The organism is Robinsoniella peoriensis, assembly GCF_000797495.1.
GTDB lineage: Bacteria > Bacillota > Clostridia > Lachnospirales > Lachnospiraceae > Robinsoniella > Robinsoniella peoriensis.
In genome coordinates this window covers 127,740-150,516 of record NZ_JTGN01000002.1, presented here as the reverse complement: position 1 = coordinate 150,516, position 22,777 = coordinate 127,740, and the positions used below count along the sequence as shown (strand labels likewise).

The window sequence follows — 22,777 nt, the reverse complement described above, 5'->3', positions numbered from 1 at the left end:
TAGGGCGAATACGCTGTGATCCGTGTTACCACCTAAATTCAAAGAATAATCTTTGCACTCTGCCAGTACGGATAATCCTCCATCTGACATGATAACTTCTCATTTCAGTACGGAAAAATCGATACTGCTTTCCCTGTAACGGAGGAAAATTCCGTTGAAGCCTACTTAGGTAATCCTGTTCAGTTCACTGCTCAAAGGCTACTTCCATACTTCCTTGTTAAAGATTCGCACCAACCATCTTTTCTCTGGAACTCAGTGAGTATGTACTCCTCCTCATCATTGCATTTGTCATTTTATATTATATGCATTTCTGATATTTTTTATTATAACTGGGATACTCGCTGATTGTCAATACTTTTTTTCAGACAGTTTTCTTTCTCACCCTACTCAAACATCGCGACTGCATTCTGCAGTTCTGCAATAATTTCAATATGCTGTGGACACTGAGCCTCACATGCTCCGCATTGCAGGCAATCCGATGCCTTGTTTCCGCCGCCTGTTACAAAACCGTATTCATTTTTTGCATCCTGCAGGTTCTTAAATGTCGCATTTTTATTCATTGCCTTAAAAATCTCCGGTATCGGAATCTGTTGTGGACAGACTTCCATGCAGTACTGGCAGTTTGTACATGGGATCAGCGGCATATTTTTCAGCTTCGCTGTGACTTCATCAATCACCTTCTGATCTTCCGTTGTGATTTTCTCAAACTCAGCCATAAAGCTTAAATTATCTTCCATCTGCTCCATATTTGACATTCCGCTTAATACCGTAATAACGCCTTCCAGAGAAGCTGCAAAACGCAGCGCCCAGGATGCTACGGAATGTTCCGGTCTTGCTTCTTTAAATATTTCGTCCAACTCAGGTGTCAGTGATGCCAGTGTTCCTCCCTTAACCGGCTCCATAATGATTACCGGTTTGTTATGTTTTCTTGCCACTTCATAACATTTCTTTGCCTGAATAATGCTGTCGTCCCAATCACAATAATTGATCTGAAGCTGTACAAATTCTGCATCCGGATGTTTTTGTAATATTTCATCCAGACAATCAGCCGTATCATGAAAAGAAAATCCATAATGTTTGATCAGGCCTTTTTCTTTCTGCTCTTTTACAAACTCCCATGCTTCATATTCTTCATACTTTACGGCCTTATTCCGATCAATTGCATGTAAAAGGTAAAAATCAAAATAACCTGCTCCGGTACGTTCTAACTGGGTGTTAAAGATTTTAGCTACATCTTCTTTTGCATTTACCAGCCATACCGGGAGCTTCGTAGCCAGCTGATAGCTGTCCCTGGGATATCTGCTGGTTAAGGATGCTTTTACTGCTTCTTCTGAATGTCCGTCCAGGTATGGATATGCGGTATCAAAATATGTAAATCCCTTTTCCATATACAGATCAACCATTTTTTTAGTCTGTTCCACATCAATCGTGTTGTCTTCCAACATTGGCAGGCGCATCATCCCAAACCCCAATTTCTTAATCTCAGATCCTAAAAATTTTTCACTCATTACATAATCCTCCTTTATATTTGATATACAGTGTCTTATTATTCTGCTTCATAGATGCATTGATATATTTCTTTTAACGGTACTCCCTGCTGCATCGCCAGTTTTTTAGCGCTTTCATACTCCGGATAAATTCTTTCTTCTGCTCCTGCAGTCACCTTTTTTACTTCCAGTTCTCCATATCTCGTAGAAATAACCTCTTTTGCTCTAGGCAAAACAGTTCGGCTCTCTAATCTTTTACGTAAGCCGATAGTAGTGGTATGCAAAAATATAATCTCTTCTATTTTCTTCATATCTTCCGGAACACAAATTGCAGTCATGCGGTATGCCGGTCTGTTCTTCTTCATATATATTGGTGTAAAAAACACATCCAATGCTCCCTGTTCAAAAAGCCGTTCCATAACATATCCCAGGAATTCTCCTGTGCAGTCATCCAGATTCGTTTCCAGGACTAATACCTGATCATCTTTATCCTGAAATCTCCCATCCACATTCACGATCTCACCCAGGCTGACCTTTAGAAGATTTGGTATTTCAAGATCCTTCGTACCGGCGCCCCAACCGATTTTTTGGACATTCATTTCCGGCATATTTCCATAAGAAGATGCCAGTTCTGCTATGATTGCAGCCCCGGTGGGTGTCACAAGCTCGGTATTAATGTCAATCTGCCTGGTAATCGCATCGCTGGCTGCAAAAATTTCAGATACTGCCGGAACGGGAACCGCAAGTTTCCCATGCTGGCAATGAATAAACCCGCTGCCATCCTGAATAATAGATGCACACACCATATCCGGTCTGAGCATATCAATTAAAATCGCAGTTCCTACAATATCCACAATGGAGTCTACTGCCCCAACTTCATGAAAATGGACTTCTTCCAGTTTCCTGTTATGTACTTTCGCTTCTGCTTTTGCCACCCGTAAAAAAATGCGTTTCGACAGATCCTTTGCGCCTGACGTAATTCCGCTTTCTTCTATGATACGATTAATATCCATTAAGTTCCGATGTTCATGATGATGCTCCTGCGGATGGTGCTGATGTTCATGAATTTCATAACCTTCACGAACTTCATGCTCCAAATGTACTTTCACATAATTACCCGTTATTCCGTTTTTTACCGCCTTATTAAAACTTATTTTATATCCGTCCACATGGAGCTTTTCCAGTTCTTGCAAAAATACCTGTCTGTCTAATCCCAGATCCAGGAGCGCTCCAAGAGTCATATCTCCGCTTATTCCCGAAAAACAGTCGAAAAATAAGATTCTTTTCTTCTGCATCTATTCTTTTCCTCCCAGACTATTTATACTGTGCGCCATATAACCCGCACCAAATCCGTTGTCAATATTTACCACGCTGATTCCGCTGGCACAGCTGTTCAGCATTGCCAGGAGAGGGGCAACACCGCCGAAATTTGCTCCGTATCCAACAGAAGTAGGCACCGCAATAACAGGCTTATCCGTCAGCCCGCCTACAACAGAAGCCAGCGCCCCTTCCATTCCGGCTACAGCGATCACTACATTTGCCCTGGCAAGAACATCCAGTTTCGATAAAAGCCTGTGTATTCCGGCAACACCTACATCATAGATTTCTTCTACATGATTCCCCAGAAAACGTGCTGTTATGGCTGCCTCTTTGGCAACCGGAAGATCGGATGTTCCGGCACATGCCACTACCACCACGCCTTTATTCATAGAAACAGCTTCCCTATTATATTGGATAATCCTGGCTTCTTCATCATATTCCATATCCGGGCATACTATTTTAACTGCCTCATACTTTTCCGCTGAGCATCTCGTCCCCAGGATATTTCCGACCTGATGTGCGATCATATTTTCCACGATTCCTGCTATCTGCTCACTGGTTTTTCCCTCACAGTAAATAACCTCAGATACTCCAGTCCTGATCTTTCTCTGATAATCAATCATTGCATACCCAAGGTCATCAACAGTTTCTTCTTTCATCCGTTTTTCTGCTTCGGCAACTGAAATTTCATGTGCATTTAACTTTTCTAATATTTCCTTTACTTCCACGTTCACACCAACTTTCCAACCCGCATGTATCCGAACTGTAGCTATACAGACTTTATACTGCTTTTCCTCTTACAAATCAAAACTTCCGCTGCGGAATCCTTCCAGATCCAGCGTTACATAATCAAATCCGCATGCCTTAACCTTGTTCACAAAGTCCTTATGTTCCAGAAGGCATTTAAAATCCTCTTTTGCAACTTCAACCCGTGCAATCCTGTCATGTACCCGTATTCTGCCTGAATCTATCCCCAGCTCCTTAAGACAGCGTTCCGCATCCTCCACCTGTTTTAATTTTTCCGCTGTCAACTGCGTACCATAAGGAAAACGCGAAGCCAGACAGGCATTAGACGGTTTATTCCAGGTGATAATCCCCAGTTCTCTGCTTACATTCCTGATATCCTGTTTTGTAAATCCACACTCATAAAGCAGGGAACAGATCCCCAGCTCTTGGGCTGCTGCTGCACCAGGGCGATATACCTTAGCATCATCCAGATTCTTCCCATCCAATACAACTTCATACCCCTGGGTTTTAGCCATTTCGATAATCTTCGACATTAAGTTCTTTTTACAATAATAACATCTCTTCTTATCATTCCCGGCAAATTCAGGCACCGTGAATACATCCATAGCAAGAATTTCATACTGTACATCTTTGTCTTTTAACAGCTGAACCGCTTCCTGATAATCAGCTTGAGCCAGCATAGCTCCACTGCATAATACAGCAAGCACATTTTCTTTTCCTAACGTTTCTCTTGCTACAGACATCAAAAAATTAGAGTCCACTCCGCCTGAATATGCAATTGCTACTTTCTTTAATTCTTTCAGCCTTTTCTTTAATAATTCCAGTTTATCCATGTATGCCTTTCCGATACTTGTAACCCGATCTTTATATTCATTCTATTGTATCATATTTGCGGGTTTCAGACCATATTTACATAATATTTGCACAACTCTGTTTTATATAGAGTAGCACTTAAAGTTTGCTTTAAGTCAAGTACTTTTTCACTTAACCTTTCACTTAACGTTTTCCGTTCATTCTTTTCATTTTATCTATTTGCGCCGCTACGAATAACGCATTCTCTTTCGCTTCCTGTAAAGATGTAAGGAGCCTGTCACATGCGGTTATAATGTCGTCATCCTGCCTGGGTGTATTGATTATCTCCCGGATATTGGTATCGGGGTTCATTGTCAGGGCTTTTAGCATTCTTAATATAGAAGACAGAGAATAATTTGCACAGCGGAGAGAACGTATTATTTTTAACCGCTGCAAATCTTCCGATGTATACACCCGATATCCATTTTCCAGCCGTTTAACAGAAAACAGCCCATTTAGTTCCCAATTTCTAAGGGTATCAATTGTAACGTGAAGATAATCAGCCGTCTCTTTTCTTGTAAATAAAATATCCTTTTCATCGGAATCTGCACCTAAACTGGATAATAACTTTTGTGTAATCTGTATTGCCTCTTCCGCATTTTTTATCTCTGTTTCCACCTGTTTCATATAAATTCGGGTTAATTCCGCTGCTTTTTCATAATCTCCAGCCGCAGATATCTTAATGATTTCCACTGCCTTTTTACGCAGCCCATTCTGCAGTACCTCTGCCTGAAGTGCCGCCCTTGCTAACTTCAGCTGTTCTACATGCAGATCCGTGAATACCCGATACCCATTACTTAACCTTTGCGGTTTGGGAATCAGACTGCATTTCTCGTATAATCGTACCGTATTCACATGTATTTCAAACATTCTGGCGATATCGGCAGTCTTGTATGTGTTCAAATTTCTATACCTCCATTCTGTCATCTTAAATTTGGGTTTTGTTGAGGAAGGGACGCTTTGTAGATAAAGGTAGTGTGCGGAAAGATGGGTGTGGAAAACTGGCATGGCCTCCGTCAGCTGGCCGCAGAACTGGTATTTTCTAACCTTTCCGAAGCGCTTTTTGGCGGCACGCGGGTATTCACCGAGAAATCCTGATGCATTTCTCGGTTCAGTACCCGCTTAGTATCCGATGGGAGCCAGTCGAATACTATCCGCCAAAAAACACTTCGAAAAGGTAAGTAAATACTCAGCTCTGCTCTACGCTTCCTACGCCCATACCAGTTTCCCACACCCATCTTTCCGAGATTCAGTTTACTGTCACAAAGCTGGTTTTCTCAGCAGATTGGAACCCCTGGGCTGTGGCAGGATGTTCTGTATTGGTTGCTGCGCTATGTTTCAACTGTTTGTGTAAAAGAAGATGGAAGTTTAATGCATCAGGATTTCGGAGCGAATGCCCGCGTGCCGCCAAAAAGTGCTCCGGGAAGGTTAGAAAATGCCAGTTCTGTGGTAAGCCTTCCAAACCAATGTCCCGGTCCGCCACCTTCTCTTTCCCTACACTACCTACATCTACAAAGCGTGATTAATCAGCTAGACCCCATATCACAAACCTGCAGGGAGGGATCTCATCTCCCACAAAGTGTGAAGCACATCTGCCAGTAAGCAATTTTACCCCCCCCTTAGGATTCCTAGTGTAGCGGAGAAACACCAGAAAAGCAAGCTTTATTGTTCTTCCCGGTCACGATCACGGCAGCTATCTGATTTTGGTATTTCAGACCAGGTGGTACGGTATGATTTAGACAAAATGATTCCAGTTGCAGAAGATGGATGCTTCATTACTTCTTCCGGCGTCCCCTGAACAACTATCCGTCCGCCATAATTTCCGCCTTCGGGGCCAAGGTCGATCACCCAGTCAGATGCAAGAATCACTTCCGGATTATGTTCAACCACAATTACACTGCTGCCCATCTGAACCAATCGCTGAAATACTCCAATCAGACGGTTTGCATCCTGCGGGTGCAGTCCGCAGGTAGGTTCGTCAAACAGATACAATACACTTTCACCGGTCTGCTTTGCCAATTCTCTTGCCAGTTTTAACCGCTGGGCTTCACCACCGGAGAGCGTAGTTGCTGATTGCCCAAGCCCAAGGTATCCCAGGCCTACATCCTGCAGTACTATCAGTTTCTTCATTATTTCTTTTTCCTGCTCAAACAAGGCTGCGGCTTCATCAATACTAAGCTCCAGAACCTGCGCAATACTAAGTCCCCTGTACTTTACATTTAATACCTGCTTTTGATATCTATTTCCCCTGCAAACCGGACAGACTACTTCAACATCCGGCAGAAAATTCATGGAAATTGACAACTTTCCGGCACCCTGACAATTTTCACACCGCCCACCGGGTACATTATAGGAAAAATGTTTTGCCTGTAATCCTCTATTTTGTTTCCTTGCAATTGCAGCATATAAATTCCGGATATCCGAAAAAATATCGGTATAAGTAGCCGCATTAGAACGCGGAGAACGTCCGATTGATGTCTGTCCAATGGTAATCACATTTTCTAAATGCTCTAGACCGCTGACGTTACTCTTCTGTTTTCTTTTTGGCTGATGGGCATATGCTTCTGCCGCTTCTGCCAGTTCTCCAAAGATCAGGCTGGATTTACCTGCGCCTGAAACACCTGTTACCGTAATAAATTTCCCCAGAGGAATTTCTACGTTCAAATCTTTCAGGTTATTTGTATTTGCATTTTTAATCACTACATATTTCCCATTTCCGGGAGATTTTAGAGATACCCGGTTATAACCTGTACCGCTTAAATATTTTCCGGTAACCGATTGTGAACAGTTCTTAAGATCTGACACATTTCCAGCCGCAACAATCTGCCCGCCGTCTCTTCCTGCACCAGGTCCAAAATCAATGATATGATCTGCAGCCTGTATAATATCAAGGTCATGTTCGATAACGATCACAGTATTGCCCATATCCCGAAGCCTGTTCAGCGCATCAATGATTTTAGAAGTATCCCGGCTGTGGAGCCCGGTGGATGGTTCGTCTAACACATAAAGGACTCCTGTTAAACTGCTTCCCAGAATAGAGGCAAGCTTGATTCTCTGGGCTTCCCCTGCTGAAAGGGATATACTGGGCTGGTTCAGGGACAGATATCCGGCGCCCACTTCTATTATACGCTCTATGCGGTGCAGCAAGTTATCCAGAACCTGCCCGACAACCGCTCTGGCATCCGCTCTTTCATCCGCACTAAGATCCCGGTCAAGCTGCTTCAGCCAGTCTGCAGTATCCGTAAGCGGCATTGAAAGTGCCTCTATAATATTTACACCGGCAACCCTTACATCCAGAATCTCCTTCCGGAAACGGATGCCGCCGCACTCCGGACACTCCTGTTGTATTAAGAACTTTTCAATGCGCTGCTTCGCACTATATGAATTCTTTTCCTCATAGCGGCGCATCAGATTCGTAATGACTCCCTCATAGCGTCCCTCAGGAACCGTTTTCGGAGGTTTTATGTCTGGAAAATGCCGTGTAAACTGTTTGCTTAATGCACCGTAAAGAAGTAAATCCATTGCAGTTTCGCTATACTCAGAGATGGGAGCAGACAGGTCAAATTCAAATCCATAATATTGGGCTGCATTCGCAATTGATGCCCCGTATCGGTCAATATATACCTGATCCCAGCCATGGATGGCAAACTCTTTTATACTCTTTGACCGGTCAATTAAAAGATCAATATCCGGTATGCTTACAATACCGATTCCTTTACATGCAGGACATGCTCCTGACGGCTTATTAAAGGAAAAATGGCTTGCCGTAAGTTCTGGGATTCCTTTTCCACAGTGAGGGCAGGGCATCATCTGCTCATACATTTCGGCAGATTCTTCCGCCTGGTCCGGAAGCTCTGCATAGATAGCCCCGGTTTCTTCCCCATAATTTGGGGTAATGGTTTTACCGCAGTGTTTACAGTTTCTTTCCCCTAATTTTGAAAACAGTACTCTCAGATATGGGGAAATCTCCGTAACCGTACCAACAGTTGAGCGCGGGTTACGGTTCGTATTTTTCTGATTAATGGAAATTGCCGGAGATAAGCCTTCAATTTTATCCACCATAGGTTTTGATCCAATCTCCATGGTCATCCCCATAGACTCCATATATTGTCTTTGGCATTCCCTCTGCAGAGTTTCCATTGCCAGTGTTGATTTACCACTGCCGGATAATCCCGTAAAAACAACCAGCTTATTTTTGGGTATTTCAAGGCTGATATTTTTTAAATTATTCTGTCGCGCACCTTTAATCCTGATATTCATATAATCTGCTCCTTTCGCATTCACCTGTTCAAAACATCGGTCATGCTTTTTATACCACATATCAAAACCCTGGTGTTAAAGTGTAGGGTTCTAATTCGTTCAATGAAGCAAAAGAACGAGTCATTCTGACATAAAATAAGAGACAGCCCGGCTGGTTTCCCAAGCCGTCTGTCTCTGCTGATTATTAGAACTGCTACATCTGTTTCAGAATAAATTTTTTACCCTCCGGTATCAAAATCTCTTCTTTTAAATCATACACCACATTGCTGATTACATACTCGCCGTCATTTACATAGACCTCAATCAGATTCCGGTCCACAAGGATATTCAGTCTGGCATTTTCTTTCAGTATTGGTGTTTCAAAGGCAAGCCTGCAGTCACGGATGTCTTCATAGACTTTCTCCCGGTTTGTGCATATTTTATTACCCTTCCTGTATATTTCATAGCCTCCCAGGGATATGGATTCCCCGTCATCCAGCTCAATTTTTAACTGGTACGGTTTTTCCTCCTCTACTTCTCCAACCTCAGTGATTTCCTTTACAAATGCTTTTTCCACATTTGGATGCATCCGGAAATATATATGACCGTTCCTGCGTTCCACTACCCGGGGTGTACACATCATTCCGATCCAGGGCTTTACCTCCGCAACCGGTTTGGGCATTCTCATCCATCCAACGACTACTCTGCGCCCCTCTTCATCTACCGTACTCTGGGGTGCATAGAGATCAAGTCCATAATCTGCAAACTGATACTCCTCTGCCATCGTAAGGATACCTGTCTGCTCATCAAAATCTGCTGCTGCACAGATAGCATGGTTCTGTTCTTTTGCGCCGTCTTTCAAAAAACCCATCGGCGAAAAACAAACTACCCAGCCTTCATCTGTCTTATACAGATCCGGACATTCCCACATCCATCCGAGATTATCTGCTTTAGAAGTATAACTGTTCAGATACTCCCAGTTTTCTTTATCACTGCTTCTGTAAAACAGCAGAATTCCTTTTTTTTCATCCAGGGTGCTTCCAAGAACCATATAATAATGATCCCCGCTTCTCCATACCTTAGGGTCTCTTGTATGCGTACGGTGCCCAAGAGATGCATCCATAATCGGAGGAATAATCAGTTTCTTATCTTTATTATTATCAAAGTGTATCCCATCCTCCGACGTGATCATCAGCTGGGAAGACTCAAACTGTTCATTTACGCAGTGATGGATATCTTCTTTGGTTATTTCCTCATACCGCACACCCGTATAATAAATATAAAGCTTTCCATCCTCCTGGACTGCACTTCCGGAAAAACAGCCGTTGCTGTCCCAGTATTTGCTTGGATAAAGGGCTATTTCCTGATGTGTCCAGGTTACAAGGTCATCACTTACCGCATGCCCCCAGTGCATGGTTGCCCAAGCGGGTGCATAGGGAAAATACTGATAAAACAAATGATATTTCCCTTTATAATAGATAAAGCCATTGGGATCATTGATCCAGTTTCCCGGCGCCTTTAAATGTAATTTATGTTCTGTCATATTTATACCTCCTGCATATCGCAGGCCTGCCTGCGATACTGCCTTAACAAGTAGTTTGATAGTGCTTTTCTTCAAACTTACCTTCCTATTTTAAATAATTCTCTTCCGTCTGCTTATCAAAGAAATGAAATTTTGTAGGTTCCAATACAAAAGTAATCTTTTCTCCAATACCGCTGACTTCGTATTTAGAAACCCGTGCAACAGAGGTAATGCCCCCAAAGCTAAAATAAAGATTGTTTTCATTTCCCATAACTTCTTTGTTTTCTACAACAGAAGTCTGTTTATCTGATTTGTAAATTTCCAGGTTGTGCGGATCCAGCTTTATATCCTCACCGCGAATTCCTAAAATCATTTCTCCCTGGCGCCCGTTTAGTTTCTTCAGGACACCTTCGGGGAGTGTAATCTTATTTTTATCTTTGAATTCCACGCTGCTGCCACTTACGGTAACCTCATAGAAATTCATTTGGGGAGAGCCGATAAATCCCGCTACAAATTTATTTACCGGATGCTCATACAATTCCATAGGTGCACCTACCTGCTGAATTAAGCCATCCTTCATGATGACTATACGGTCCGCCATAGTCATAGCCTCTATCTGGTCATGGGTCACATAGATGGTGGTGGTTCCCAGTGTCCGGTGAAGCTTGCTGATTTCATTTCTCATACTCACACGCAGTTTGGCATCCAGATTGGAAAGGGGCTCATCCATGAGAAATACCTTCTGATTCTTCACAATTGCCCTTCCAAGAGCAACCCGCTGCCTCTGTCCGCCGGAGAGATTCTTTGGCTTTCTGTATCGGTACTCTTCCAGCCCCAGAATATCAATTGCCCAGTTCACTTTCCTGTTGATCTCATCTGCGGGCACTTTCATATTTTTTAATCCGTATCCTATATTCTTCTCTACTGTCATATGTGGATAAAGAGCATAATTCTGGAATACCATAGCGATTCCACGATCTCTTGGCGCTGTTTCATTCACCTTTTTTCCATCGATAAACAGTTCTCCCCTGGAGATATCCTCAAATCCGGCAATCATCCGAAGTGTAGTAGATTTTCCACAGCCGGAAGGTCCGACAAATGCTATAAATTCTTTTTCTTTAATTTCCAGATTAAAATCTGTAACCGCATTTTTATCCGTACTTGCATATTTTTTACTAATATTTTTAAATTCTATAAAGCTCATACTATCATCCTTCCTTCGTGCCTGTGTGTGTAACTCCTTCTACAATCTGCTTGGAGAAACAGGCATATATAATAATGACCGGTATCGTAATCAGGGTTATGACTGCCAGCGTCTGCCCCATGGTTGTATTTTCATTGGCAGTAATGGAATTCAGCCCAATCTGTGCAGTAAGCAGGTCACTGGACGTAAATACCAGTGATGGCCAGAGGTAGTCATTCCAAACATTCAGAAATGTAAAAACACTGACTGTAGCCACAACTGTTTTTGACATAGGCAGAACCATTGTAAAGAAATATTTCACCGGACTGCAAAAGTCCAGCTGCGCTGCTTCATATACATCATCCGGCAGGCTTAGAAAAACCTGGCGGAACAGGAAAATATTAAATGGATTTACGATCATGGGGAGTATATATCCGACCACTGTATTTAGCAGCCCCGTTTTTGCAATAATTAAAAAGTGGATCGTAATAATTGTCTCGGTGGGAATAATCATCAGCATCATAATCACCAATACCCAGCGTTCCCGAAACGGAAAATCTATTTTCGCCAGAGCATACCCTGCAAGGCCATTTACGATAATCCCCAATATGATCAGAACCGCAGCATAAAACAGGGTGTTTCCCATGTACCTCAGAAAAGCCGTATTTGTGATAATCGTTATATAGTTATCAAAAAAGCTGCTGCTTAATGCGGGCGGAATAAATGCCGACATGGCATTCATGTCTGCCGCAATGGCTGCATCCGGCTTGAAAGAATTAGCAAGCATCCATACCACCGGAAATAAGAAGAAAATAGATAAAATAAGCATCAGGATAACCAGAACCCAGTTAATTGATTTTTGTTTTTTTGTTAACATGTTTTTCCTCCTTATCCCGCGTCAAAATTGTCTGAACAATGGTCAGAATGACCACAAAAATCACAAATACAATTGCCATGGTGGATGCCAGCCCCATTTCCCAGTTAACCGTACCAGTCTCATAAATATCATAGACCAGCGTATACGTAGAATGGGATGGCCCGCCTCCTGTCATTACCATTGGCTGAACAATCATTTTAAAAGCACCGATGGTAATGGTGATAAATACAAATACGCAAATGGGTTTCAGTTCCGGCAGCGTAATATCCCTGAATTTCTGCCATCCGCTGGCATGATCCATCTCTGCTGCTTCGTAAAGTCCCGGATTAATTGCCTGAAGTCCTCCCAGAAAAATGATCATCTGATATCCCACACCCTGCCAGATACTCATAAAAGCAATGGAGGGAAGTGCCTGCTTATCACTGTAAATAAAGGGCTGTGCAGATATACCCAGGTTCGCAAGCACCGTATTTAAAATGCCTTCCGGATTATAGATCTGCATCCACAATGTAGAAACAACCGCAAGAGACATAACAACCGGTATAAAAAATGCAACCTTAAAATACTTTTTACAATGTGTAACTTTATTAATCAGCAGCGCCAGAATAAGCGCTCCGCCTCCCTGGAGAGGCACGATAATAAACACAAACTTTACGGTATTAAGAAACGCCTTAAGAAACAGTTCATCCTTAAAAATCGTAATATAATTTTCCAGGCCCACAAAATGTGTAAGATCCGGATTCAAAGCAAAATAATCGGTAAAACTGAAAACCAGTGTCAGCAGCATAGGAAGAAACAAAAAGATGGTAAGCAGTACGAGGGCCGGTCCAAAGAATGCCATTCCTAAAAGCGAATTAGATTTTTTTCTCTTCATTATTCTCTTGTGTAACGCTTTAACTTGGCGTTAATCCTTTCTATAGATTTATCCAGTTCCGCTTTTGCATCCTTTCCATTCAGTGCAGCTCCTTCCAGAACCTGCTGAAAAGAAGTACTTACCTGCGGATATACGGGTGTCTTGGGTCTTGGATGTCCATATTTATTCAGCTGCTCATATAGAGCCTTGTAATTCTCATCTTCCGAAAAAAGAGAAATCTGCTCAAATGCCCCATAAGTGGATGGCAGCCCTTTTGTCTGTTCATGGAGAAGAATGCCGCTGTCTACACCACTCATCCATTTTACCAGCTCGGTTGCTCCTTCCAGATTATGGGTGGAAGCAGATGCTGCATATGCCCAGGAGCCTGTGGGCGTATATCTTCCTCCATCCCAGTTTTCTCCTACAATATAAGGCGCCACTCCCAGTTTGATATCCGGATAGTTCTCATAGACGGTATTTACTTCCCATGCACCGTCAAACTTAAACGCTGCACGCCCTGTTTCAAACAGCTTATCAATTGGCGTTTTTGACATATAGCCATTCTCTACAATTCCCCGGAAGAAATCCACGGCTTCTACATTTTTATCGGAATTGAAAATACCATCCACGCCCAGTCCATCCTCACTTACAAAGTCTCCTTCATTGGCCCAAAAGAACGGCGCATAATAATAAATACTCGCTTCTCCAACCGGAAACGTCATATCCAGACAGTATCCGTTCTTTTCTTTCATAACCGGATCGAGCTTTTCACAGATCTCCATAAACTCATTCCAGGTCCAGGGATCATCAGCGGAAGGAATATTTATTCCGGCATTTTCCAGAATATCCTTGTTGTAATACAGACCTACACTGGATTCCATGGCTCCCAGTGTGTACAGCTTATCGTTATAGGTTCCCTGCTCAAGTATCGAATCCAGATAGACCGCCCTTTCTTCCTCTGACAGCTCCGCCAGGGGCTGGATTATACCATTTGCCGCATAAGCCGCCACATTGGGTCCGTCTACCGTAAGCACATCCGGAAGTCCGCCGGACATAACAGATGCATTTACCTTGTCAGAATATCCCCCTCCGCTGTCATTTCTGGGAATGAATTCAATATCTGCAAAATATTTTCCATCATACTTTTCATTAAATCTTTTCACGGACTCCGCATAGGCATCCCCTTCCGGCGTGTCCTCAATTGTATGTACCCATATGGAAAGATAGCTTTCTCCTTCCTCATATCCGGCAATATCGCCCGGCTTTACCTCTTTTTGCCGGCACCCTGCCAGGCAGCTTGCGGCAAGGAAAAATAGTGCCGCATATTTCCATGACTTTCTCATGTGCTCCTCCTTTACTTCAAAACCTATGCTTATAAACCTTTGCTTCTAAACCTTTGCTTCTAAACCTTTGCTTCTAAATCTTTGCTTCTAAATCTTTGCTTTGTAACCGGTAATGTTACCGGTTAAGTTACCGGTTACTTTTATTATCTAAAGAGTATCACAACTCTATATTTGCGTCAATTCCTTTTTCTATTTTTGTGAATACTGTCTTTATTTCAAGGCAGTATTTTGTAATAAATTCACAAAAATAACCGGTTACTTTCACTCATTGCCAATTTGACATTGCCTGCAGAACATATTTTTGTTATACTTATCTGAAAATACTTTTACCTGGCTGATTGGAACGGTCTTACACGTGTATTATTTTACGACATGCCCGGATAGTTCATAAAATCAGAACCTTGACAAAGGAGTTTCTATGGGGAAAAAAAACAAAGTAACTTTTAATGATATTGCAAATTATACTAACTTTTCAAAAACAACCATTTCCAGGTATTTTAACAACCCGGACTCACTGACTGAAGAAAACCAGAAAATAATTGCAGACGCTCTGTTAGCTCTGGATTATAAAGAAAATAAGGTGGCGCGGATCCTGGCAAGCGGGAGTACCGAGTTTGTAGGCATTATTATTCCAAACCTGTATCTTCACTACTATTCTGAGATGCTGAACCAGATTCTTTCATCTTATCAGGAATATGGCTATAAATTTCTTGTATTTGTTGGAAATGATGATGCGGAAGTTGAACGAAATTATATCAAAGAATTGATGGCATACCAGATTGAGGGACTGATTATCTTAAGCCATACTATCCCATCCAGAGAACTGTCAGAATACCACATCCCGATTGTGGCAATTGAGCGTGAAGACCAGTATATTTCCAGCATTAATACGGATAACTATATGGGAGCTGTCCAGGCAACCAGCCTGCTGATTAAAAATAACTGCAATGTCTTAATCCATATTAACAGCGATGTACCCAGCTATATTCCGGCATACGGAAGGATTAAGGGATTCCAGGATATCTGCAAAGAAGGAAAAATGCTGAATGAGATTATCTACTGCGATCTGGGATCTACTTTCGAAGCAAGCAATGCGAAGCTTACAGAAATTTATGAAGACCTTGAAAAACGATACCCCAATCAAAAAAAGGGCATTTTTATGCCCAACGATACCCATGCCAATGTTCTGCTCAATATTATTATCCGGAAGAAAGGCTCCCTGGGCAATGACTACCGGATTGTGGGGTTTGATGATTCTCCCATTTCCAAAGAAGCCATTATCCCCATTACAACGGTAGGCCAGCAAATCAGCCTGCTTGCCGAGGAAGCTGTTAAACTGCTGGTATCCCAGATGTCCGAACGTAAAAAACGGCGCCCGAACATTTCCACGGAACCCGTACACAAAAAAATCCCTCCTGTGCTTGTACGGAGAGATACTACTGATCATGACATCTTATAGTACCTGCAACGCACAATTTTAGCTGCAAAAAAAGGAGCCACTATTGTAGTGATAGATACTTACCAAAAATCACAGCATATCACAACCTACGGTTGTGTTGCTGTGATTTTTTGAAAAAGTTCAGAATTTATAACCCTCATGGGTTCCAATTATGCTAAGAAAACCAGTTCTGCGCCCAACCGGCAGAGCTGCTATTCTATTATTTCATAGCTTCACTTACAACTGCAGCTTCTGCCTGTGCTCTCTGTATATCATCCGCCTTTTCCAATCCTTCTACTGTGATATTGCGGTTCACTTTAGCATCATAGGTATCGGCTCTCATGATTTCGCCCAGGTCTATTCCCACTGTCTCTTTCATGGACTCAAAAAGCTTTGCCATAACTGCGGGAACATTTCCGGCTACTGAATCAACTCCGCTTCCTTCTCCTCCTCCAATAATAGTAATCTTATCAATCTGGCTCAGAGGTTCTGCAATTTTACCAGCAATTTCCGGAAGTACCTGAATCAGCATCTGTGCCATAGCCGCATTGTTATACTTCTGATAAGCTTCCGCACGTTTTTCCATCGCCTCTGCTTCCGCAAGTCCTTTTGCCCGAATTGCTTCCGCCTCTGCTTCACCGACCCTTTGAATACCCTGCGCTTCCTGCTCCTTAGAATATCTGTCCGCTTCCGCCTTTGATTTCTGTGCTTCTGCTTCCTTTTGAACTTCAAATTTCTTTGCTTCTGCTTCTTTTTGACGTTCAAATAATTCGGCTTCTGCCTTCTGCTGACGTTCATATCTGTCCGCTTCCGCTTTTTTCCTGATCTGGGCATCCAGTGACTGTTCCATAACTTCTGCTTCTTTTTGCTTCAGAAGAATGACCTTCTCTTCCTTAGCAATATCTGCATCTGCCGCTGTAACACCAATTGTTTTCCTCTGCTGCTCTTTCTGAATCTCATAAGCGGCATCTGCTTCTGCACGCTTCGTATCTGCATTTTTCTGAAGTGCCGATTTCTGTATGTCCAGTTCATTATTTTTAATGGCAATTTCCCTGTCAGAATTGATCTTCGCATCATTTGCCTGTTTGTCGGCTTCGGCCTTTGCCACTGCTATTTCTTTTTCTGCTTCTGCTTTTGCAATGGCTGCTTTTTTCTTAATCTGTGAAATATTATCAATACCAAGGTCATCGATAACCCCATTATTATCCGTAAAATTCTGCACATTGAAGCTTACAATGTCAAGTCCCATGGCTGCCAGATCCGGTTCCGCATTTTCTTTTACCAGATTTGCAAACTTTTGCCGGTCACCAACCATTTCTTCCAGCCTCATTCTGCCTACAATCTCACGCATATTTCCTTCCAGAACTTCTCTTGCCACCTGGGCTATGTACTGCGTGTTCTGATTCAGGAAGTTCTCCGCTGCCAGCCCCAGACGCTGATTTTCGCTGCTGATTTTAACATTTACGGCAGCATCTACCTGGATATTAATATAATCTGCGGTAGGTACGGAACTGGAAGTTTTAACATCGATTGGTATCAGTTTTAAGCTTAATTTATCAAGTCGTTCCAGCACCGGAATCTTAATACTTGCTTTTCCTATTATAATCTTTTTACGAAGTCCGGAAATAATAAATGCGGTATCCGGCGGAGCTTTTACATATCCTGTTACCAACACTAAAATAAGTAAAACTAATACCACAATCAAACCAATGAAAATCCCAATGTTGTCCATAATCATATTCATATTTTTTCTCCTTTATCCTATTTGCTATGAATCATTATTAGTTTGAAATGCTCTTTTTCATTGCAACTTTTCACCTCCTTATTCATGCTCAGAGCACTTCCGGAAATTTGAGTATGCTGCATTTTATGGTTCGGGGTATAGAAAAAGACCCCTATTGCAACAACTCATGCTACAATAAAAGTCTCGCACATTTCATTCGATACGGATGTTTTACATCGACCTGACGATTTCGAATCACCTTACGGTGTTGGCTACTCCCTTTTATTAAGATCAATATAACACCATTTCCATATATTGTCAATAATTTAACAAGGAATTTTTCCTCTTTAAAGTGTACCTCTAAATGCCCCATTATCTTCTTAAGGAACGGATATATTCTTTTGCTGCTTTATCAACCTGCAGTGATTCTGTTATTTTCTGAAGCGCCTTATTATAGGTCCAGTTATCCAATTCATTCTCTTTCAGATATTCCATAACCTGTATGGGAAACTTCACATAGTAAATGGAAATTGCCCAGGCGACAGCCATTCTGACGTAATATCCTTCATGCTTAATGGCATCAAATGCTGATAATGCCCCTTTCAGATATGCTTCCTCTACAAAATAATCTAAAAGCATGACAACCCCAAACCGTAGCTCATATTCATTTTGGCTTCTCAGATACTTTTCCAGAAACAACCTCATTTCTTCTCTGTATTCTTTCGTTATCTTGAGGCCGGCGCAAAAACTGTCACATACTGACCAGTTATCTATCTTACCCACAAAACAATCAATTCTGGGTAAAAGTTCTAAAAGGTCCATACGGGCATAGCCTATCACCATTCCCTGAAGCATTATCTCTTCATAGCTGTCGTCAAGTGCTTCCTCCAGATAAGCCCTCCAATCCTCTTTTACAATCGTCTTTGCGATTTTCCGAAGAATTGGCAGGCGGACACCATATACATTTTCCACTCCCGGCATAAGCCTCATGGTAAAATCTCTGAATTTATCCTCAGATAACATTTGCAGCTGTTCCTTTATCCATACGTTTGATACCATATTTACTCCTCTCATCCTCCGTAAAATTTTACTACCAGAATTGCCCATCCTATGATATATTATTTTTATTGTACTACACAGGAGGAAATCTAAATTATGAAGAAAAAATATCACAACCTGCTCTTTCGAATCTCATATTACATGGAATTATTTCTGGCTGTTTTAATCACCGCTGCTATTCTTATTCTAAGCCTTCATTTAATACCGGATGTAGTCCATATGGCTACGAATGCTCAGTTTGACAACTTTAATAAATTTCTTTCCACCGCCCTGAGTCTGGTGGTCGGAATCGAATTTGTGAAAATGCTTTGTAAACATACGCCCGAAACACTGATTGAAGTACTGATGTTTGCCACTGCCCGGCAGATGGTTGTAGAACATATGTCTTTATTTGAAACGATTGTCGGTATTGTCGCTATCGGTGTACTCTTTTTTATTAAAAAGTTTCTGCTCACTAATTTTGATACCGGAAAGGATCAACCGGACTCTTCCGTTACCAACCAAACGAATCAGAATCCGGAATAATCATATATCATTGATACAAAACAACTCCAGAATGGACTTTCGAACATTCTGGAAATTGTTCTATCATTCCTGGAGTTGTACGTTTTATTGTATACTTTATTGTATTAATGATTGCTTTCCTTCCAATTCTTAATAGGATATATCAATGGTAATTTACAATAATCCTAATTTTTGCAGTCCATACCAGATCCCGTCTTCATTCACGGCTTTGGTCACAAAATCAGCTGCCTTCTTCAGTGGTTCTATTGCATTTCCCATTGCTATGCCACAACCTGCCGCATGAATCATTTCCATATCATTCATGCTGTCTCCAAATGCGATCACATCATCCCATCCCAATTGATAATGAGTAAGAAGGGCCTCGATTCCAACAGCCTTGGATGTATTTTTATCCACAATATCTGCACCTACATTTCCCGAAAACATAGGGAATTTTAACAATGGAAATGCCCTTTCTAATTTCTGAACCTGCTCCAGTGTGCCAAACACAGCCAGCGCATGCAGGGACGCATCCAATAATTTTCCGGGATCTCCAAATTTTCTGTCACAGCTTCCAAATACCTGAACTTCTCTTTCAATCACACGCTCTTTGTTCACAAAATAGCCGATTTCACCCAGGTTATAACCGATACAGATATGATGCTCTTCTGCAAATTCCAGGAGTTCTTTCACAATACTTTTCTCCATGAAATGCTCATATATCTTTTCATTTCCGATCGTTACCTTCAGTCCGTTAGCATGAACAATTGCATCCGGATGGACCAGTTCCGCCAGGGGACGGCTGAATTCATTTTCCATGTCCCTTCCGGAAGCAAGCACGATAATATGTCCCTCTGCTCTCAGATGATCCAAAGCCTTCATCGCAGATTCCGGTATACTATATGTTGCATGATCTAAAAGAGTCATATCCATATCAAAACAAACTAATTTTTTCATATTTATACCCATTGCATATTGCAGGCTTACCTGCAATACTTCCATTCTTTTTTCTTTCAACTATTTTCGGCGCAGATTCCATGTGAAGCGGGGTGTGCAGATGGCGGAATGATTTTAAGATACATTCTAATGTGTCTGATTACACTTCTCCCAGTCTGACATCTCTCACTTTGCTTACATCTGTATCTCTGATTTTTTTACGCAATGGCAGAATACATGCCGGTGAAACGGATAATTCATCAATTCCCATGCTTAAAAAAGTCTCTGTCAATTCCATATCCGCACCTAACTCACCGCAAATGCCGATCCAGATTCCATTTTTATGGGCATTGTCTGCTGCCATTTTAATCAGGCGGAGCAGCGCTTTGTGATGTGGGTAATAAAATTTATCCAGATTCGCATTCTGTCTGTCTACTGCGGTCGTATACTGTGTGAGATCATTGGTTCCCACACTGAAGAAATCCACCTCCTTAGCCAGTTCATCACTGATAATCGCTGCTGCCGGTGTCTCGATCATAATTCCAAGCTGTGTATCTTTATTATACGGGATCCCTGCTTCATCCAGTTCTGCTTTCACTTCTGCAACAATCTCTTTGATTTCCAGGACTTCTTCTACTGCTACGATCATTGGGAACATAATAGCAATATTGCCAAATGCCGATGCACGGAAAAGAGCACGAAGCTGCGTTTTAAATATATCATGCTGTGTAAGGCAGATACGGATTGCCCGGTACCCAAGTGCCGGATTCTCTTCTTTCGGAAGATTAAAATAATCAATCTGCTTGTCCGCCCCGATATCCAGGGTCCGGATAACAACCATCTTCCCCGCCATGGTCTCCGCTACATATCGATATACTTTAAACTGTTCTTCTTCCGTAGGGTAATTATCACTCTCCAGATACAAGAATTCGCTTCTGAACAATCCGATGCCGCCTGCATCATTTTGCATCACGGCACCAATGTCAGATGCATTGCCGATGTTAGCATATACTTTAATCTTCTGACCGTCCAGCGTAATATTCTCTTCGCCTTTTAGCTGCTGCAAAAGCTCCTGTTTACCTTGATATTCTTTCTGCTTTTCCTGATATTTCGTAAGCGTCTCTTCATCCGGGTCAACATAAATGAGACCTTCTGCTCCGTCTACGATTCCCAGTTTTCCTTCATATTCTTCTGACAAACCGCTCCCTGCTCCGATAATTGCAGGAATATTCATGGTTCTGGCAAGAATCGCGGTATGGGAGTTGGTAGATCCACCCTGGGTAATAAAGGATAGCACTTTATCTTTTTCCAGCTGCACCGTTTCACTGGGAGCCAGATCGTCTGCTGCTAATATTACCGGCTTATCCGTCACCAGCCCGCTGTTCTCATTTCCGGAAAGGATAGAGACTACACGTTCCGAGATGTCTTTTACATCGGCAGCACGGCCTCTCATATACTCATCATCCATAGATGCAAACATCTGTGAAAAATTATCTCCGGTTGCAGCAACGGCATATTCTGCATTCACCTGCTGCGTTGTAATCATATTGGTAATAGCTTCCACATAGTCTAAATCATCCAGCATCATCTGATGTACCTGGAAGATCATTGCATTCCCTTCGCCCACTTCCTGGACTGCCTTGTCATACAGTTCACCCAGCTGTTCAATTGCTTTATCCTTCGCAGATTCAAAACGCTGGATTTCGGAACTTGTATCTTCCACTCTCTTACGCTGAACCTGTCCCTCTGCTCTTTTATAAAAGGCTATCTCACCGATGGCAATGCCGCCAAAAACGCCTTTTCCCTGCAATGTTACCATAAACATGACCTCCCTTATTCTTCAGACACCATCATTTTAATGTTTATTTTCAAAAATGTGGTATCGATACCTATGCCACCATATTAACATATTTAAACTGATTAATCCATAAAAACCTAAACCGGGGCCAAGTTTTCAAAGGATTACACAAAAATAGGATAAAAGGGGATATTTTTTCTGCTTTTCCGCATACTAATTGAAAAGCAAACTATACTTTTCATATAAAAATCAGGAGGAATCCCTATGAAAGATAACAAAACGAACAATGAAATTATCGATGATTATGACTATCTGGGCAATTCCGCTTCTTCCATGGACTGTACCGGTCTGATCCCCTCCGCTCCTCAGAGCAAGGCTGAATTGGATTCTTATGAAGAAGTTTATCATTTCGAACCGCCAAAAATGAAAGCCAGACACGAAGAAAAAGACTCACTGGAATAATTCCTGAGTCTTTTTCTAATATAAGCTATCCAAATACCCTTGCAAGGGTTGAAATCACCGCCTGCAGGTCTGTAATTGCTTTATTTAATTTATCAAAATCTATCTTATCCATATTTTCTGCTGCCTGAGTCACTACCTGATCACTATTATCCGCCAAACGGCTAATTTTATCTATCATGGATGGAATATCTGCATCAGTCAGCTGACGCGATATTTCATCCAGATTCCCGGATGCTGTTTCCACTTTATTTATAATCGTCTTTACTCTGGGTGCCGCAACTGCAATAAAAAGAATCACTGCCGCCAGAAAAAAAGCCAGAGTTGCCGCAATGAAACGCAGGTAAGTCCTTTGCCTCTTAAGGCAGTTTTTTTCTGCTTCTAGTGCAGTTAATATCTCCCTGTTTGTTTTCTCCTCCACTGCAAACCTCCCCGAC

20 protein-coding genes and 1 other annotated feature (1 of these 21 running past the window's edge) are annotated in these 22,777 nt (G+C 42.0%); of the genes, 4 read left to right on the top strand and 16 right to left on the bottom strand.

What is annotated here, in order from left to right; genetic code table 11:
* Positions 1-289, bottom strand: a binding site (T-box leader) (it extends 3 nt beyond the left edge of the window).
* Positions 290-383: 94 nt separating this feature from the next.
* The 5 genes from QR40_RS04510 to QR40_RS04490 all read right to left on the bottom strand — a co-directional run bounded on the left by QR40_RS04510 (position 384) and on the right by QR40_RS04490 (position 5,309).
* Positions 384-1,508 (bottom strand): aldo/keto reductase, encoded by a 1,125-nt coding sequence (locus QR40_RS04510; protein WP_027295930.1) that lies wholly within the window; start codon positions 1,506-1,508, stop codon positions 384-386.
* 38 nt (positions 1,509-1,546) lie between these two features.
* Positions 1,547-2,782, bottom strand: coding sequence for a nickel pincer cofactor biosynthesis protein LarC (gene larC / locus QR40_RS04505; RefSeq protein ID WP_044293655.1), 1,236 nt, complete (start codon positions 2,780-2,782; stop codon positions 1,547-1,549).
* A complete protein-coding gene (larB, locus tag QR40_RS04500; RefSeq protein ID WP_027295928.1) occupies positions 2,783-3,541 on the bottom strand; it encodes a nickel pincer cofactor biosynthesis protein LarB in 759 nt (252 codons plus the stop codon). It abuts the gene before it with no gap.
* Between the two features lie 63 nt (positions 3,542-3,604).
* Positions 3,605-4,387: an ATP-dependent sacrificial sulfur transferase LarE gene (gene larE / locus QR40_RS04495; protein ID WP_044293653.1), complete on the bottom strand. Its 783-nt coding sequence runs from the start codon at positions 4,385-4,387 to the stop codon at positions 3,605-3,607.
* A 163-nt stretch (positions 4,388-4,550) separates the two neighbouring features.
* Complete coding sequence (locus tag QR40_RS04490; RefSeq protein WP_044293651.1) at positions 4,551-5,309, bottom strand: MerR family transcriptional regulator; 759 nt, start codon at positions 5,307-5,309, stop codon at positions 4,551-4,553.
* Between the two features lie 72 nt (positions 5,310-5,381).
* Between QR40_RS04490 and QR40_RS32445 the strand changes: the two genes are divergently transcribed.
* Positions 5,382-5,504, top strand: coding sequence for a hypothetical protein (locus QR40_RS32445; protein WP_276325417.1), 123 nt, complete (start codon positions 5,382-5,384; stop codon positions 5,502-5,504).
* A 564-nt stretch (positions 5,505-6,068) separates the two neighbouring features.
* Here QR40_RS32445 and uvrA read toward each other — a convergent pair.
* The 6 genes from uvrA to QR40_RS04455 form a co-directional block, all read right to left on the bottom strand.
* Positions 6,069-8,666, bottom strand: a complete 2,598-nt coding sequence (uvrA, locus tag QR40_RS04480) for an excinuclease ABC subunit UvrA (RefSeq protein WP_044293989.1) — start codon at positions 8,664-8,666, stop codon at positions 6,069-6,071.
* 193 nt (positions 8,667-8,859) lie between these two features.
* Complete coding sequence (locus QR40_RS04475) at positions 8,860-10,188, bottom strand: glycoside hydrolase family 32 protein (protein ID WP_044293648.1); 1,329 nt, start codon at positions 10,186-10,188, stop codon at positions 8,860-8,862.
* A gap of 85 nt (positions 10,189-10,273) precedes the next feature.
* Complete coding sequence (locus QR40_RS04470; RefSeq protein WP_027295924.1) at positions 10,274-11,371, bottom strand: ABC transporter ATP-binding protein; 1,098 nt, start codon at positions 11,369-11,371, stop codon at positions 10,274-10,276.
* 4 nt (positions 11,372-11,375) lie between these two features.
* Complete coding sequence (locus tag QR40_RS04465) at positions 11,376-12,227, bottom strand: carbohydrate ABC transporter permease (RefSeq protein WP_044293646.1); 852 nt, start codon at positions 12,225-12,227, stop codon at positions 11,376-11,378.
* Positions 12,199-13,101: a carbohydrate ABC transporter permease gene (locus QR40_RS04460; protein WP_044293644.1), complete on the bottom strand. Its 903-nt coding sequence runs from the start codon at positions 13,099-13,101 to the stop codon at positions 12,199-12,201. The genes QR40_RS04465 and QR40_RS04460 overlap by 29 nt, the downstream gene beginning before the upstream one ends.
* On the bottom strand, positions 13,101-14,423 hold the full coding sequence (locus tag QR40_RS04455) for an ABC transporter substrate-binding protein (protein ID WP_044293642.1): 1,323 nt from the start codon (positions 14,421-14,423) through the stop codon (positions 13,101-13,103). Before QR40_RS04455 ends, QR40_RS04460 begins: the two co-directional genes overlap by 1 nt.
* Positions 14,424-14,841: 418 nt before the next feature.
* On the opposite strand from QR40_RS04455, the gene QR40_RS04450 reads away from it, so the two are divergent.
* Positions 14,842-15,882, top strand: coding sequence for a LacI family DNA-binding transcriptional regulator (locus QR40_RS04450; RefSeq protein ID WP_027295920.1), 1,041 nt, complete (start codon positions 14,842-14,844; stop codon positions 15,880-15,882).
* Positions 15,883-16,081: 199 nt separating this feature from the next.
* Here QR40_RS04450 and QR40_RS04445 read toward each other — a convergent pair whose 3' ends face one another.
* Together QR40_RS04445 and QR40_RS04440 are read right to left on the bottom strand one after the other, a co-directional pair.
* Positions 16,082-17,599 (bottom strand): SPFH domain-containing protein, encoded by a 1,518-nt coding sequence (locus QR40_RS04445; protein ID WP_044293988.1) that lies wholly within the window; start codon positions 17,597-17,599, stop codon positions 16,082-16,084.
* A gap of 357 nt (positions 17,600-17,956) precedes the next feature.
* A complete protein-coding gene (locus QR40_RS04440; protein WP_242858455.1) occupies positions 17,957-18,658 on the bottom strand; it encodes a DNA alkylation repair protein in 702 nt (233 codons plus the stop codon).
* A gap of 81 nt (positions 18,659-18,739) precedes the next feature.
* Here QR40_RS04440 and QR40_RS04435 point away from each other — a divergent pair, with 81 nt between their 5' ends.
* The gene (locus tag QR40_RS04435; RefSeq protein ID WP_044293637.1) at positions 18,740-19,168 is read left to right on the top strand and encodes a hypothetical protein; all 429 of its coding nucleotides are present in this window, start codon (positions 18,740-18,742) and stop codon (positions 19,166-19,168) included.
* Between the two features lie 153 nt (positions 19,169-19,321).
* On the opposite strand, the gene QR40_RS04430 is transcribed toward QR40_RS04435, so the two are convergent.
* Complete coding sequence (locus QR40_RS04430) at positions 19,322-20,164, bottom strand: Cof-type HAD-IIB family hydrolase (RefSeq protein ID WP_160295773.1); 843 nt, start codon at positions 20,162-20,164, stop codon at positions 19,322-19,324.
* A gap of 79 nt (positions 20,165-20,243) precedes the next feature.
* Positions 20,244-21,902: a phosphoenolpyruvate--protein phosphotransferase gene (gene ptsP / locus QR40_RS04425; RefSeq protein WP_044293635.1), complete on the bottom strand. Its 1,659-nt coding sequence runs from the start codon at positions 21,900-21,902 to the stop codon at positions 20,244-20,246.
* Between the two features lie 243 nt (positions 21,903-22,145).
* On the opposite strand from ptsP, the gene QR40_RS04420 reads away from it, so the two are divergent.
* Positions 22,146-22,343 carry a hypothetical protein gene (locus tag QR40_RS04420; RefSeq protein ID WP_027295915.1) on the top strand — a complete coding sequence of 66 codons (198 nt, stop codon included), beginning with the start codon at positions 22,146-22,148 and terminating at the stop codon, positions 22,341-22,343.
* A gap of 25 nt (positions 22,344-22,368) precedes the next feature.
* Here the strand turns inward: QR40_RS04420 and QR40_RS29500 are convergent, their stop codons facing one another.
* A complete protein-coding gene (locus tag QR40_RS29500) occupies positions 22,369-22,761 on the bottom strand; it encodes a hypothetical protein (RefSeq protein ID WP_052430700.1) in 393 nt (130 codons plus the stop codon).
* Between the last annotated feature and the right edge of the window lie 16 nt (positions 22,762-22,777).